This window comes from Curvibacter sp. T50, assembly GCF_057219955.1.
Window position 1 is genome coordinate 48,091 of record NZ_JBXVVU010000007.1, and the last position, 13,316, is coordinate 61,406.

13 protein-coding genes are annotated in these 13,316 nt (G+C 63.4%); 1 reads left to right on the forward strand and 12 read right to left on the reverse strand.

The window, feature by feature from the left end; all coding sequences use genetic code 11:
• Positions 1–3: 3 nt before the first annotated feature.
• From AC2EBU_RS16595 to AC2EBU_RS16605, 3 genes are read right to left on the reverse strand one after another with little or no spacing between them, the layout of a single operon-like run.
• A complete protein-coding gene (locus AC2EBU_RS16595) occupies positions 4–858 on the reverse strand; it encodes an enoyl-CoA hydratase family protein (RefSeq protein WP_484611560.1) in 855 nt (284 codons plus the stop codon).
• Positions 855–1,319, reverse strand: coding sequence for a MarR family winged helix-turn-helix transcriptional regulator (locus AC2EBU_RS16600; protein ID WP_484611561.1), 465 nt, complete (start codon positions 1,317–1,319; stop codon positions 855–857). Before AC2EBU_RS16600 ends, AC2EBU_RS16595 begins: the two co-directional genes overlap by 4 nt.
• 50 nt (positions 1,320–1,369) lie before the next feature.
• Positions 1,370–3,655, reverse strand: a complete 2,286-nt coding sequence (locus tag AC2EBU_RS16605; RefSeq protein WP_484611562.1) for a bifunctional salicylyl-CoA 5-hydroxylase/oxidoreductase — start codon at positions 3,653–3,655, stop codon at positions 1,370–1,372.
• 124 nt (positions 3,656–3,779) lie between these two features.
• On the opposite strand from AC2EBU_RS16605, the gene AC2EBU_RS16610 reads away from it, so the two are divergent.
• The gene (locus AC2EBU_RS16610; protein WP_484611563.1) at positions 3,780–4,103 is read left to right on the forward strand and encodes a DUF1840 domain-containing protein; all 324 of its coding nucleotides are present in this window, start codon (positions 3,780–3,782) and stop codon (positions 4,101–4,103) included.
• Positions 4,104–4,159: 56 nt separating this feature from the next.
• On the opposite strand, the gene AC2EBU_RS16615 is transcribed toward AC2EBU_RS16610, so the two are convergent.
• The 9 genes from AC2EBU_RS16615 to AC2EBU_RS16655 all read right to left on the reverse strand — a co-directional run bounded on the left by AC2EBU_RS16615 (position 4,160) and on the right by AC2EBU_RS16655 (position 13,296).
• Positions 4,160–5,173 (reverse strand): Bug family tripartite tricarboxylate transporter substrate binding protein, encoded by a 1,014-nt coding sequence (locus AC2EBU_RS16615; RefSeq protein ID WP_484611564.1) that lies wholly within the window; start codon positions 5,171–5,173, stop codon positions 4,160–4,162.
• A complete protein-coding gene (locus AC2EBU_RS16620; RefSeq protein ID WP_484611565.1) occupies positions 5,151–5,444 on the reverse strand; it encodes a hypothetical protein in 294 nt (97 codons plus the stop codon). Before AC2EBU_RS16620 ends, AC2EBU_RS16615 begins: the two co-directional genes overlap by 23 nt.
• A gap of 233 nt (positions 5,445–5,677) precedes the next feature.
• On the reverse strand, positions 5,678–6,661 hold the full coding sequence (locus AC2EBU_RS16625) for a tripartite tricarboxylate transporter substrate-binding protein (RefSeq protein ID WP_484611566.1): 984 nt from the start codon (positions 6,659–6,661) through the stop codon (positions 5,678–5,680).
• A 122-nt stretch (positions 6,662–6,783) separates the two neighbouring features.
• Positions 6,784–8,052 (reverse strand): phenylacetate--CoA ligase family protein, encoded by a 1,269-nt coding sequence (locus AC2EBU_RS16630; RefSeq protein WP_484611567.1) that lies wholly within the window; start codon positions 8,050–8,052, stop codon positions 6,784–6,786.
• A gap of 60 nt (positions 8,053–8,112) precedes the next feature.
• A complete protein-coding gene (locus AC2EBU_RS16635; protein WP_484611568.1) occupies positions 8,113–8,922 on the reverse strand; it encodes an ABC transporter ATP-binding protein in 810 nt (269 codons plus the stop codon).
• Positions 8,923–9,031: 109 nt separating this feature from the next.
• Positions 9,032–10,369 (reverse strand): ABC transporter substrate-binding protein, encoded by a 1,338-nt coding sequence (locus AC2EBU_RS16640; RefSeq protein WP_484611569.1) that lies wholly within the window; start codon positions 10,367–10,369, stop codon positions 9,032–9,034.
• An 86-nt stretch (positions 10,370–10,455) separates the two neighbouring features.
• Positions 10,456–11,532 (reverse strand): branched-chain amino acid ABC transporter permease, encoded by a 1,077-nt coding sequence (locus AC2EBU_RS16645; RefSeq protein WP_484611570.1) that lies wholly within the window; start codon positions 11,530–11,532, stop codon positions 10,456–10,458.
• A 35-nt stretch (positions 11,533–11,567) separates the two neighbouring features.
• A complete protein-coding gene (locus AC2EBU_RS16650) occupies positions 11,568–12,497 on the reverse strand; it encodes a branched-chain amino acid ABC transporter permease (protein ID WP_484611571.1) in 930 nt (309 codons plus the stop codon).
• Positions 12,498–12,510: 13 nt separating this feature from the next.
• Positions 12,511–13,296, reverse strand: coding sequence for an ABC transporter ATP-binding protein (locus tag AC2EBU_RS16655; RefSeq protein WP_484611572.1), 786 nt, complete (start codon positions 13,294–13,296; stop codon positions 12,511–12,513).
• Between the last annotated feature and the right edge of the window lie 20 nt (positions 13,297–13,316).

Here is a 13,316-nt window from a genome sequence, read left to right on the forward strand (position 1 = left end):
ATCTCAGTCGCCTCCGAACACCGGCTTCTGTTTGGCGGCAAAGGCCTCATAGGCGCGGCGGAAGTCCTGCGTCTGCATGCAGATCGCCTGGGCCTGGGCCTCGGCCTCGACGGCCTGCTCGATGGTCATGGCCCATTCCTGCTGCAGCATGGTCTTGGTCATGGCGTGGGCAAAGGTGGGGCCGGCCGCCAGCTCGCGGGCCATCGCCGTGGCGGCGCCGAGCAGGGCGTCGCTTTCGTGCAGCGCGTTGAAAAAGCCCCAGGCCAGGCCTTCCTGGGCGGTCATGGCGCGGCCGCTGAACAGCAGCTCGGAGGCGCGGCCCTGCCCGATCACGCGCGGCAGCAGCGCACAGGCGCCCATGTCGGCACCCGCAAGACCGACGCGGGTGAACAGAAAGGCCGTCTTGGTGGCGTCCGTGCCGTAGCGCAGGTCACAGGCCAGCGCCATCATGGCGCCCGCGCCGGCGCAGATGCCGTCGATGGCGCCGACGATGGGTTGCGGGCAGTTGCGCATGGTCTTGACGAGGTCACCGGTCATGCGGGTGAACTCCAGCAGTTCGGGCATGGTCATGCGCGTGAGCGGGCCGATGATCTCGTGCACGTCGCCACCGGAGCAGAAATTGCCGCCCGCACCGGCGACCACCACCACCTTGACGTCGGTGGCGAACTTCAGCGCGTGGAACAGGTCGCGCAGCTCGGCATAGGAGTCGAACGTCAGCGGGTTCTTGCGTTCCGGGCGGTTGAGCGTGACGGTGCCCACACCGTCGGCGAACGACCAGGCGAAGTGCCGGGCCACGTAGCCGGCGCGGGCGTCGAACTGGCCGCGCATCGGGTTGCCGGCGGGGATGTAGTGTTTCATGCGGTCTCCTGAAAATGGTGTTTGACCTCGCCGAGCAGGCGGTGCAGCGTGGCCATGTCGTCCGGTCCGAGGGCGGAAAAGGCGTCAACGATCCAGCCCTCGTGGGCGCGGGCCATGGCGTGAAAGCTCTGGCGGCCCTGATCGGTGAGCCGAACGCGAAAAGCCCGGCGGTCACCGGCCACCTCGATGCGCTCCACCAGCCCCTCGGCCACCAGCTGGTCGGTGATGCCGGTGACGTTGCCGCCGGTGACCATCAGCCGGCGCGAGAGCTCGTTCATGCGCAGGCCCTCGGGCACCCGCTCCAGCTGGGCCATGAGGTCAAAGCGCGGCAGCGTGGTGTCGAACTGCTCGCGCAGCGCGCCGCGCAGGCGCTTTTCCACCAGCTGGGTGCAGGTCAGCAGGCGCAGCCACAGGCGCAAGGCCTCCGGGTGCTCACTGTGGGCGCGGGCTTCCATGTCCATGGGGCTTTTATTCCTGAATCAATAGCAGACAATCACCTTTTGACGCTGGGTCAGGTGGATTTTTGCCGTGAAACTTCGCGGTAGAGCTGGTCCCGGCCGCTTTCGTACGGCCGTGGCCACCGCACGTCCCGGCTTTGCAGCTTGGCGGCCTCGTGCAGCGTCCAGGCCGGGTCCGCCAGATGGGGTCGCGCCACGGCGCACAGGTCGGCACGGCCGGCGGCGATGATGCTGTTGGCATGGTCGGCCTCGGAAATGGCGCCCACCGCCATGGTCTGGATGCCCACCTCGTTGCGAATGCGGTCGGCAAACGGCGTCTGGTACATGCGGCCGTACACGGGTTTGGCCTCCCGGGTGGTCTGGCCGGACGACACGTCGATCACGTCGCAGCCGGCGGCCTTGAACAGGCGGGCGATCACCACCGCATCGTCCGGGGTGTTGCCGCCCGGCGCCCAGTCGTGGGCGGAGATGCGCACGCTCATCGGGCGCTCGGCCGGCCAGGCGGCGCGCATGGCGGCAAACACCTCCAGCGGGTAGCGGCAGCGGTTCTCGATGGAGCCGCCATAGTCGTCGGTGCGGCGGTTGGTCAGCGGGCAGATGAAGCTCGACAGCAGGTAGCCGTGTGCGCCGTGCAGTTCCAGCCAGTCAAAGCCGGCCTCGGCCGCGCGCCGGGTGGCGGCGACAAACTGCGCGGTGAGCTGGTCCATGTCGGCGCGGGTCATGGCGCGGGGCACCTGGTTCTGCGCGCCATACGGCACGGCGCTGGCGGCCATCAGCGGCCAGTTGCCGTCGGGCAACGGTTCGTCCGTGCCTTCCCAGCCGACGCAGGTCGAGCCTTTGGGGCCGCTGTGGCCCAGTTGCAGACCGATCTTTGCCGGGCTGTTGCGGTGCACGAAGTCGACGATGCGTGTCAGCGCCGCCGCTTGCTCCTCGTTCCACAGCCCCGGGCAGCCGGGGGTGATGCGGCCTTCGGGCGTCGGGCTGGTCATTTCCACCATCACCAGCGCCGCGCCGCCGACGGCGCGCGCGCCCAGATGCATCAGGTGCCAGTCCTGCACCACACCGTCCACGGCCTTGTACTGGGCCATCGGTGACACCACGATGCGGTTGGCCAGCTGCAGGCCGCGCACCGTCACCGGCGTCAGCATCGGCAGCTGCGGGCGGCCAGTGCCGGCAAACCAGGCCTCGTAGCCTTCCAGCCATTTGGCGTCGCGCAGGCGCAGGTTTTCGTGGCTGATGCGCTGGCTGCGCGTCAGCATGGAGTACATGAACTGCGGCGGCGCCATCCGGTCCGCGTAACGGCGTCCGCACACCTCGAACCATTCCATCGCGTTCCAGGCGGCGTTCTGCAGTTTCAGCACCTCGACCTGGCGCAGTTCCTGGTAGCGTGCCAGCACCTGCGGAATCTGCCCGGGCGCGTCACCGATGTCGATGAACTGGCGCGTCAGCTCGATGGCGTCCTCGATCGCCAGCTTGGTGCCGGAGCCGATGGCAAAGTGGGCGGTGTGCACCGCGTCGCCCATCAGCACCACGTGGCTGCGGCCGTTGAAGTGCGACCACTGTTCGCACTTGACGCGCTGGAAATTCAGCCAGGCCGAGCCGCGCAGGTGGCGGGCATTGGTCATCAGCTTCTCGCCCTGCAGGTTCTTGGCGAACAGCTGCTCGCAGAACGCGATCGACTGGGCCTGGTCGGCCTCATCCAGCCGGTGTGCCTGCCAGACCTCTTCCGGACATTCGACGATGAAGGTGGTGGTGTTCTCGTCGAACTTGTAGATGTGGGCCTGGAACCAGCCGTGCTCGGTTTTCTCGAACAGGAAGGTGAAGGCGTCATAGAGTTTGTGGGTGCCCAGCCAGATGTAGCGGTTGGGACGCACCACGATGTCGGGCTGAAAGACGCGTTCGTACTGGGTGCGGATGCGGGAGTTGATGCCGTCGCTGGCGATGATCAGGTCCGCGTCGGGGTAGTCGGTGTCGGAATCGACTTCGGTTTCGAACACCAGCTTCACGCCGAGCTGCTCGCAGCGCGCCTGCAGGATGTTCAGCAGCTTCTTGCGTCCGATGCCGACAAACCCGTGGCCGCCGGAGCGGATCACCTCGTCCTTGAAGTGCAGCTCGATGTCGTCCCAGTGGTTGAAGGCCTGCTGGATCTCGGCCGCGGTGGCGGGGTCCCACTGGCGCATGTTGTCCATGGTGGCATCGGAAAACACCACGCCCCAGCCGAAGGTGTCGTAGGGCTTGTTGCGCTCCACCACCGTGATGTCATGGGCCGGGTTGTGCTGCTTCATGAGCAGCGCGAAGTACAGGCCCGCGGGGCCGCCGCCGATGCAGACGATGTTCATGGGGTCTCCAGCGCATTAGTTCAGACAAAAATAGTTTAGAACTAAACGAAAACATCCGAACAGGGATTAACCCTTGTCCGCAACTGACGGGGCACAATGAAGGGCCTCACTCGGAGTCCCTCGCATGTTGTTCAAGTTCAAATCCAAGGCAACCGGTGACCTGATCATGCTGGAGCCCAATGGCAGGAGGGTGCTAGACATCATTGGCAAGTCGCCGGAAACCAGCGGCATCATCGAGCCGCTGCAAATGGCGCGGGCCATTCAGGCACTGGAGTTGGCCATACGGACTGAAGAAGCCGCACGAAATGCAGCAGTCGAATCGGCACGCTCCCGCGGGGATGATCCACCGGCCGGGGAGGTCGTTTCGCTGCGTCAGCGAGCAACGCCGTTCATTGAGATGCTGCGGCGATGTGAGAAGGCTGAGGCGCCGATTGTCTGGGGAGTTTGACCGCGCGCTACGGGGCCAGGGGCACGCGCGTGAGCGCGTGCAGACTCGGGTGGGTGTCAGTCCACTTTGGCACCCGAGGCCTTGACAACGGCCGCCCATTTGACGAGTTCCGCATCAATCAGGCGGGAGAACTCGGCGGGGGTGTTGCCGCTGGGAATCGCACCCTGAGATTGCAAACGCTCGCTGATGGTCGCAGTCCGCAGAGCCTTGGCGGTCTCTTGCTGAATTCGGGAGACGATCTCCGCCGGTGTGCCGGCCGGCGCCAGCAAGCCGAACCAGCTGCTGGCTTCAAAGCCCTTCAGACCAGCGGCCTCCTCGATGGTGGGTAATTCCGACATGGCTGCAGAACGCTGCGCGCTGGTAACTGCAAACGCCTTGAGCTTGCCGGCTTTGATCTGCGGCATGGCCGAGGGCAGGTTGTCGAACATCACATCGGTGTTACCGGCCACCAGATCGTGCAGCGCGGGCCCCGAACCCCGGTAGGGGATATGGGGCATGAAAACGCCGGTCCGGGATTTGAACAGCTCGCCCGCAAGGTGGATCGATGTTCCGTTGCCACTGGAAGCCATGCTGAGTTTTCCAGGGTTGCTCCGGGCATAGCGGATGAAGTCGGTTACCGTATTGATGCCCAAGGCCTTGGCCCGATCGGCATTCATCACCATGACATTCGGAACACCGGCGACCAGAGTAACCGGCGCAAAGTCCTTTTGCGGGTCATACGGAAGACGGGGATACAGCGACTTGTTGATGCCGTGGGTGCCGACCGTACCCATCAGGAGGGTGTAACCGTCCGGCGTGGACCTGGCAACCAGTTCGGCGCCGACGTTGCCGCCGGCGCCGGCGCGGTTTTCAACGACAAAGCTCTGGCCGAAGGCCCGGCTCAGTTCCGGAGCAATCGCGCGGGCCAGAATATCGGTGGTGCCACCGGGCGCGAACGGAACCACCATGCGCACGGGCTTGGTGGGCCAACCGCTTTGGGCAAGCGCAGCAGAGCTGAGCGCCAAGGCGGCCGCAGTGGCCCCGAGGCGGGCCAATAGCAAACGACGTTCAGGGCGAATCAGATGGGGCATGGTGCTGGGCCTCTGCGGAGTTGGTGCGAGACGCCATCATGACGGCATTTCGGCACGACTGTCCTTGGTGAATACCCAAGGTGGCCGCGCAGGCGTTGACATGACTGATCCGGCCCGTTGCCAGTGTGCTTTGCGCGTTGCCGATACACGCGCTGTCGTGGCCCACCGTGCAGGCGGCCAGATCGCTCGCCTGCAAAATTTGCAGTGCCGCGATTCCTGCCTGATCCTTGCCGACCCCCGCGTCATTGAACACGCACAGAACGGGGCGCACGGCCGCTGCGTATCGCGCCGAGCTGACGCCGCCATGTGAGCCGCTGACAGCAATGCAACCGCCGTCGCACGGTGACAGTTCGGTAATCGAATCAACGATCCGAAGCTGGGGCGGCCGGGTCTGTGACATACGGGAAAACAGCGCAAAAAACCGGCCGCACGGGCGCGGCCGGTTACCAGGAAATGTGGACAGCCAAAGTTCTGCAGCGATGCTCTGGCCGAGCGGGCATGTCGTCAGTCGGCAAAGGCCTTGGCAGCTTCGAAAACCGGGCGGATCTTGTTGATCTCCGCGGCGACGAAGGCTTTGTGCCCTTCCGGGGTTACGCGGTTGTCTGTGGCAACAATCGCCCCCAGACCTTCCTGCTTCTTGATGAAGTCGGGATCCTTGAGCGCCTTTTTCATGCCTTCGTTCAAAATCTTGGTGATCGCGGCCGGCGTGCCCTTGGGTGCATACAGCCCGTGCCAGATCGTCAGGTTGAAGCCCTTGAGCCCCATCTCCTGCAAGGTCGGGTAGTCCTTGAGCGTCTTGTGGCCGGACAATGGACGTGCTGTCGTTACAGCGAAGGCCTTGACGCGGCCACCCTCGATCTGACCGACGGTGTTGGTGGTCTGGTCACACATCACGTCGACTTGCCCTCCGACCAGCGCGTTCATCGCCGGCGCGGTGCCGCCGAACGGAATGGTCGTCATGGATTCGTTCAGCTTGACGGCCGATTGCCACATCAGGCCGCAAAGGTGGGATGCTGAACCTTGTCCGGCATGCGCAAGGTTCAGTTTTCCGGCGTTGGCGCGGATGTAGTTTTCAAAGTCGCGGTAGGTATTGGCCGGCAACTGGGGCTTGCCGATCAGGGTCATCGGTACATCGTTGACGATACCCAGGTATTCAAAGTCTTCCAGCGGCTTATAGGTCAGCTTGCGGTACATGACCGGTGTGGTCGCCATGCCAACATGGAACAACAACAGCGTCTGTCCGTCAGGAGCCGCTTTGGCCACCTTGTTGGCGCCAATGGTTCCACCGGCACCGGCGGCGTTTTCAACCACAAAGTTCGAGCCCGGAATCGCCTTACGCATGGCTTCAGCCAGGTCGCGCGCAACACGGTCGGTCGGACCGCCGGCCGCGAAGGGCACCACGATGGATATGGGGCGATTGGTGGGGTAGGTCTGCGCGTTTGCGCCGGCGGCGACGGCCAGGCATGCGAGGAGAACGAGCTTCTTCATGGTTCACTCCAGTTGATCGATGGAGCGATGTTACGAGCCGCGGCGCACCGTGCAATCGCGGGAACTACGTAAGGGCGAGCCCGGATGCGCAGTGCGACCGTGATCGGAATTCCGTCCGTCGATCACTGGTAGCTGCGGGCGTCCTCTATGACCTTGCCGTCGTTGGGCAGGCTACCGGGGGCCAGTACCTCGACATTGCCACGCAGTTTTGTGACATCTCGAATGGCATCGGCTACGCGGCCGACCAGTCCGTCAGGGCCGCTGCAGGTTGATTCGACCTTCAGCGTCATCTGGTCGTTCGCCATCTCTCCGGTAACCACCAGACGGGCCCGAACGATTTCCGGAAAGCGCCGAACGATATCGGCCACCTGGCCCGGATGCACAAACATGCCCCGGATCTTGGTGGTCTGGTCGGCGCGGCCCATCCAGCCCTTGATGCGGGGCGCGGTGCGCCCGGTCGGGCAGGAACCGGCCAGGATCGCCGAAAGGTCGCCGGTGCCGAAGCGGATCAAGGGGTAGTCGGGGTTGAGCACCGTCACCACCACCTCGCCGACCTCGCCGTCGGCCACCGGGTCGCCGGTGCCGGGCCGCACAATCTCGACGATGATGTTTTCATCCAGCACCAGGCCTTCGCGGGCCGCGGTTTCGTAGGCGATCAGGCCCACATCCGCCGTGGCGTAACACTGGTAGGCGGTGACGCCGCGCTCGGCCAGCCAGTCGCGCAAGGAGGGCGGAAACGCCTCGCCGGACACCAGGGCCTTGGTGATGGGCAGCGTCATGCCGACTTCCTGCGCTTTTTCCACCAGGATCTTCAGAAAGCTCGGCGTGCCGGCGTAGGCCTGCGGCTTCAGGTCGGCGATGGCGGCCAGCTGTTGTTCGGTGTTGCCCACGCCACCCGGAATGACGGTGCAGCCCAGCGCCTGCGCGCCGCTTTCCATGATCCAGGCGCCGGGCGTCAGGTGGTAGCTGAAGCAGTTGTGCACCAGGTCGCCTTCGCGGAAGCCGGCCGCGGACATGGCCCGCGCACAGCGCCAGTAATCCGTGGCATGACCCTCGGGCTCGTAGATCGGCCCGGGCGACTGGTACACCCGGCGCGCGCCCCGGCTGCGCAACAGGCCGTTCCAGCCGATGGTCGAAAAGCCGCCGAACGGGTCACTACCCGCGGCACGGGAGGCCTTCTGGCGGTCGAGCAGTTCGTACTTTCGCGTCACCGGCAGGCGCGCAAGCGCGGCGCGATCGGTGACGGCCGTGGCGTCGACACCGTCCAGCAGCGCGGCAAGCGCCGGTGCATGGCGCTGCGCCTGGGCGATCTGAGCGGGAAGGGCGCCGAACAACGCGGCTTCGCGGGCTTCGGGCGTGCGGATCTCAAGGTCGTCGTGGTGATGGCTCATGGTGGAACGCTTGCGCACCTCCGGCAAGGGTTGAAACGGAAAGGAAAACGGAACCGGCTGTCAGGCCAGCCAGCGCTTGCGCCGCTTGTAGCTCTTGACGTCCTTGAAGCTCTTGCGCTCGCCACCGCCCATGCCGAGGTAGAACTCCTTGACGTCCTCGTTGCTGGCCAGGTCGGCCGCCGCCCCGTCCATCACGATGCGGCCGGACTCCATGATGTAGCCGTAGTCGGCATACCGCAGCGCCATGTTGGTGTTCTGTTCGGCCAGCAGGAAGGTGACCTTTTCCTTGGTGTTCAGGTCCTTCACGATGTTGAAGACCTCTTCGACGATCTGCGGCGCCAGGCCCATCGAGGGCTCGTCGAGCAGCACCATGTTGGGGTTGGCCATGATGGCACGCCCGATGGCACACATCTGTTGCTCGCCACCGGAGGTGTAGGCCGCCTGCGAAGTGCGGCGGGTCTTCAGGCGCGGGAAGTAGTTGTAGACCTTCTCCAGGTTGCGGGCCACTTCGGCCTTGTCCTTGCGGGTGTAGGAGCCGGTCAGCAGATTTTCTTCAATGGTCAAGTGGGCGAAACAGTGGCGGCCTTCCATGACCTGGACCACGCCGCGGTTGACCAGATCGGCCGGGCTCAGATTCTCGATTCGCTCGCCCCGCAGTTCGACCGAACCCTTGGTGACCTCGCCACGTTCGCCTTTCAGCAGGTTGGAGATGGCCCGCAGGGTGGTGGTCTTGCCGGCGCCATTGCCGCCCAGGATGGCAACAATGCCACCCTCGGGCACCTGCAGGGAAACGCCCTTGAGCACCAGGATCACGTGGTTATAGATGACCTCGATGCCGTTGACGTTGAGAACGATGTTGGGGTTGCTCATGTTGGAGTGTCCTGTTGAACCAGCTGAAAGGCCCGCACGCGGCCCTTTCAGCTGATGGCCCGTGTGGGCCACCAGGCCTTCCCGTCAAGCGGGAAGGGTTGCCGAAGAATCAGGACTGGCAGTCTTGCGGTGTGCGGCGAGTGAGTTTCTTCTCGGCCGCGTACTTGTCGGCAGCGGCTTTGACCATGGGCTTGATGATCTGCTCGTCGCCCTGGTACCAGTCGCTGCTGAAGACCCATTTGGTGCCGTCCCAGGTGTGGATACGGGCCCAGGCGGCGCCCATGTGGTCGGCGCAACTGGTGGAGATGGGTCGCATGACACCTTTGAAGCCCAGCGCGTCCAGCTTGGCCTGGGTCAGGTTCAGGTTTTCATACCCCCAACGGGCCTGCTCTCCGGTCATGACTTTGCCTTTGCCGAAGCGCTCCTGAGCTGCGCGGACCCCTTCCACAGCGAACATGGCGCTGATCAGACCGCGCATGTACAGCACTTCACCCACTTCATCCTTGGGTCCGGTGCCTTGATTCTTGGCATGCAGCTTTTCCAGGACTTCCTTGACCACGGCGGCGCCTTTTTCCGTTCCATGCTGCATGGTGATTGCGCTGTAGCCCTTGGCGCCCTGGCCAACGTCTTTCACGTCAGGTTCGGCACCCGCCCACCACACACCGTACATCTTCTCGCGCGGATAGCCTGTGGCCTGGGCTTCTTTCAGAGCGGTGGAGTTCATCACACCCCAGCCCCAGTTCAGCACGTAGTCCGGGCGGTTCTGGCGAATCTGAAGCCAGGTGGCTTTCTGCTCGACGCCGGGGTGGGTGACGGGCAGAAGGCTCAGGTCAAAGCCATGCATCTTCGCGCGTTCTTGCAGCAGGGGGATTGGCTCTTTGCCAAACGGGCTGTCGTGGTAGACCAGCGCGATCTTCTTGCCCTTGAGCTTGTCGAAGCCGCCTTCCTTCTTGGCAATGTGCTGGATCAGCACGTCGGCGGCGACCCAATAGGTGCCAGCGATCGGGAAATTCCACTTGAACACGCCGCCGTCCTGGCTTTCGCTGCGGCCGTAACCGGCCGTGATCAGCGGAATCTTGTCCACGGGGGCTTTTTCGGTCAGTGCAAAGGTGATGCCGGTGGACAGGGGCTGGAACACGGTGGCTCCGCCATTCTTGCCTTTCAGTCGCTCGTAGCACTCGACGCCGCGGTCAGTGGCGTAACCGGTTTCACATTCTTCAAAGGAGACCTTCACGCCATTGATGCCGCCGCGGGCGTTCGTGAGTTTGAGGTAGTCGACGTAACCGTTGGCAAAGGGCACGCCGTTGGGCGCGTACGCACCGGTGCGGTAGACCAGGGCAGGGAAAAACTGCTCTTTGGCCTGGGCGGAAGCCAGGGACGTGGTCAACACACCGGAAAGACCGGCAGCGACCACCGTGGCGGTGAGGGCAATTTGGCGAAGCTTCATGGGTTGTCTCCTAAGAAAGTGAAGCACAGGGGGAACCGAATAGTTAACGCTAAAAGACGCGTGTAGGTGTCAGGGATGTCCCTTGGTCAATGCGGGAAAGGCCAGATTCGCAGCTTCTGTTTGGCAATTGACCACAGTTTGGCGAGTCCATGGGGTTCCACGATCAGGAACCAGACAATCAGTGCGCCGAAGATCATGAATTCCGTGTGCGCCACGGCTGCGGTGGAGATGCTCACGCCCACCAGATCACCCACCCAGGGTAGGAACTGGTTCAGGAAAATTGGCAGGATCACGATGAAGGCGGCCCCGAAAAAGCTGCCCATGATGGAGCCCATGCCACCGATGATCACCATGAACAGCAATTGGAAGGAACGGTCGATGGAGAACGCGGCCGGCTCCCACGAACCCAGGTGGACAAAGCCCCAGAGCCCACCGGCGACGCCGACAATGAAGGAACTGACAGCGAATGCACTGAGCTTGGCATAGACCGGGCGGATGCCAATCACGGCGGCGGCCACGTCCATGTCGCGAATGGCCATCCATTCTCGACCGATTGCTGAGCGCACCAGATTCTTCGCCAGCAGTCCGAACACGACAAGGAACCCCAGGCAGAACAGATACTTTTCAACGGGCGTATTGATGGTCCAGCCCATGACCTGCAGATTGGACACCGATACGGAACCCGATGCATTGTTGTTGGTGAACCAGCCCACCCGCAGGAAGGCCCAGTCACAGAAGAACTGTGCCGCCAAAGTGGCAACCGCCAGGTACAGCCCCTTGACCCGCAAGCTCGGGATACCGAAGAACATGCCCACTGCTGTGGCAAAGAAACCGCCGGACAACAGCGCCACGATCAGCGGCATGCCGTCGATGCGGATGTAGGTGTTGTAGGCCATGTAGGCGCCCACCGCCATGAAGGCCCCCGATCCCAGGGAGATCTGGCCGCAATAGCCCACCAGGATGTTCACACCCAGCGCTGCCAGCGACAGGATCAGGAACGGGATCAGGATGGCGCGGAACATGTACTCGTCTGCCAGCATCGGTATCGCCAGGAAGGCGAACGCGATGATGGCCAGCACGGCGAACCGGTCCTGCGTGATCGGGAAGATCTGCTGATCGGCGCGGTAAGAGGTCTTGAACTGACCGTTTTCTCTGTAGAACATGATTTATCCGTTCGGTCTGGGCTAGTCGGGGGGGCTTACACGCGGTCGATGATTTTTTCGCCGAACAGGCCCTGTGGGCGGAACAGCAGGAAGACCAGCGCCAGCACGTAGGCGAACCAGATCTCGATGCCACCACCGACCAGCGGTCCGAGGTATACCTCGGACAGCTTCTCGCCGACCCCGATGATCAGGCCGCCGATGATGGCGCCGGGCACGGAGGTCAGGCCGCCGAGGATGATCACCGGCAGGGCCCGCAAGGCCACCGTGGTCAGGGAGAACTGCACCCCGAGCTTGGAGCCCCAGATGATGCCGGCGACCAGCGCCGTGATGCCGGCCACGAACCAGACGATGACCCAGATCTTGTTGAGCGGGATGCCGATCGACTGCGCCGCCTGGTGATCGTCGGCGACTGCACGAAGCGCGCGTCCGGTGGCCGTCTTCTGGAAGAAGATGGAAAGTCCCGCAACCAGGAAAGCCGCGATGATGGCCGCATAGACGTCTTCGAGGTTGACCAGCACGCCACCCGGGAACACGCCCTCGAAAAGGAACACAGGATCCTTGGGCATGCCGACGTCGATCTTGTAGATGTCGCTGCCGAAGATGGTCTGGCCGAAGCCGTCGATGAAGTAGGTGATGCCCAGTGTGGCCATGAGCAGCGTCACGCCTTCCTGGTTGACCAGATGGCGCAGCACCAGCCGCTCGATCAGCCAGGCCAGCGCAAACATCAGCGTGGCAGCCAGCAGGAAGGCGATCGTATTGGCCAGGAAACGGCTTTCTATACCGGTCCAACCGGGCACCCATTCGGCAAAGCGGGCCATCGCGAGCGCGGCAAACAGCACCATCGCGCCCTGCGCGAAGTTGAACACCCCCGAGGCCTTGAAGATCAGCACGAAGCCGAGCGCCACCAGGGAATACAGCATGCCGGCCATCAGGCCGCCAAACAACGCTTCAAGAAAAAATGCCATGGCTGTGTTCTCCTCAGTGGCTCGTGCCCAGATAGGCGCGAATCACGTCTTCGTTGTTGCGTACTTCGTCGGGGGTGCCGTCACCGATCTTCTTGCCGTAGTCGAGCACCACGACGCGATCGGAGATGTCCATCACCACACCCATGTCGTGCTCGATCAGCACCACGGTGGTGCCGAACTCGTCATTGATGTCGAGCACGAAGCGGCACATGTCCTGCTTCTCTTCCAGATTCATGCCCGCCATCGGCTCGTCCAGCAGCAGAACCTGCGGCTCCATCGCCAGCGCGCGCCCCAGGTCGACGCGCTTTTGCAGGCCGTAGGGCAGTTGGCCGACCGGCGTCTTGCGAAAGGCCTGGATTTCCAGGAAATCGATGATGTGCTCGACGAACTCGCGATGCTGCTCTTCTTCCTTCTGCGCCGGACCGATCCGCAACGCCTGCAGGAACAGGTTGCTCTTGATGCGCAGGTTGCGCCCCGACATGATGTTGTCGATCACGCTCATGCCCTTGAACAGCGCCAGGTTCTGGAACGTGCGGGCGACGCCCATCTCGGCCACCTGCCGGCTGTTCATGTGGCTGAAGGTTTTGCCGCGAAAGGTGATGTTGCCTTCCTGCGGGGTGTAGACCCCGTTGATGCAGTTGAGCATGGAGCTCTTGCCGGCACCGTTGGGGCCGATGATGGCCCGGATTTCGTGCTCCTTCACATTGAAGGAAATGTCGGTGAGCGCCTTCACGCCGCCAAATCGCAGGCTGATGTTCTTGACGTCGAGAATGACGTCGCCGATCTTTTTCTTGGTCATGATGAGTGCGTCCTGTGGGG

Excerpts from the sequence above, each read along its gene's own strand:
- AC2EBU_RS16595 (WP_484611560.1), bottom strand. The coding sequence starts at position 858 with ATGAAACACTACATCCCCGCCGGCAACCCGATGCGCGGCCAGTTCGAC.
- AC2EBU_RS16600 (WP_484611561.1), bottom strand. The coding sequence starts at position 1,319 with ATGGACATGGAAGCCCGCGCCCACAGTGAGCACCCGGAGGCCTTGCGC.
- AC2EBU_RS16605 (WP_484611562.1), bottom strand. The coding sequence starts at position 3,655 with ATGAACATCGTCTGCATCGGCGGCGGCCCCGCGGGCCTGTACTTCGCG.
- AC2EBU_RS16610 (WP_484611563.1), top strand. The coding sequence starts at position 3,780 with ATGTTGTTCAAGTTCAAATCCAAGGCAACCGGTGACCTGATCATGCTG.
- AC2EBU_RS16615 (WP_484611564.1), bottom strand. The coding sequence starts at position 5,173 with ATGCCCCATCTGATTCGCCCTGAACGTCGTTTGCTATTGGCCCGCCTC.
- AC2EBU_RS16625 (WP_484611566.1), bottom strand. The coding sequence starts at position 6,661 with ATGAAGAAGCTCGTTCTCCTCGCATGCCTGGCCGTCGCCGCCGGCGCA.
- AC2EBU_RS16630 (WP_484611567.1), bottom strand. The coding sequence starts at position 8,052 with ATGAGCCATCACCACGACGACCTTGAGATCCGCACGCCCGAAGCCCGC.
- AC2EBU_RS16635 (WP_484611568.1), bottom strand. The coding sequence starts at position 8,922 with ATGAGCAACCCCAACATCGTTCTCAACGTCAACGGCATCGAGGTCATC.
- AC2EBU_RS16640 (WP_484611569.1), bottom strand. The coding sequence starts at position 10,369 with ATGAAGCTTCGCCAAATTGCCCTCACCGCCACGGTGGTCGCTGCCGGT.
- AC2EBU_RS16645 (WP_484611570.1), bottom strand. The coding sequence starts at position 11,532 with ATGTTCTACAGAGAAAACGGTCAGTTCAAGACCTCTTACCGCGCCGAT.
- AC2EBU_RS16650 (WP_484611571.1), bottom strand. The coding sequence starts at position 12,497 with ATGGCATTTTTTCTTGAAGCGTTGTTTGGCGGCCTGATGGCCGGCATG.
- AC2EBU_RS16655 (WP_484611572.1), bottom strand. The coding sequence starts at position 13,296 with ATGACCAAGAAAAAGATCGGCGACGTCATTCTCGACGTCAAGAACATC.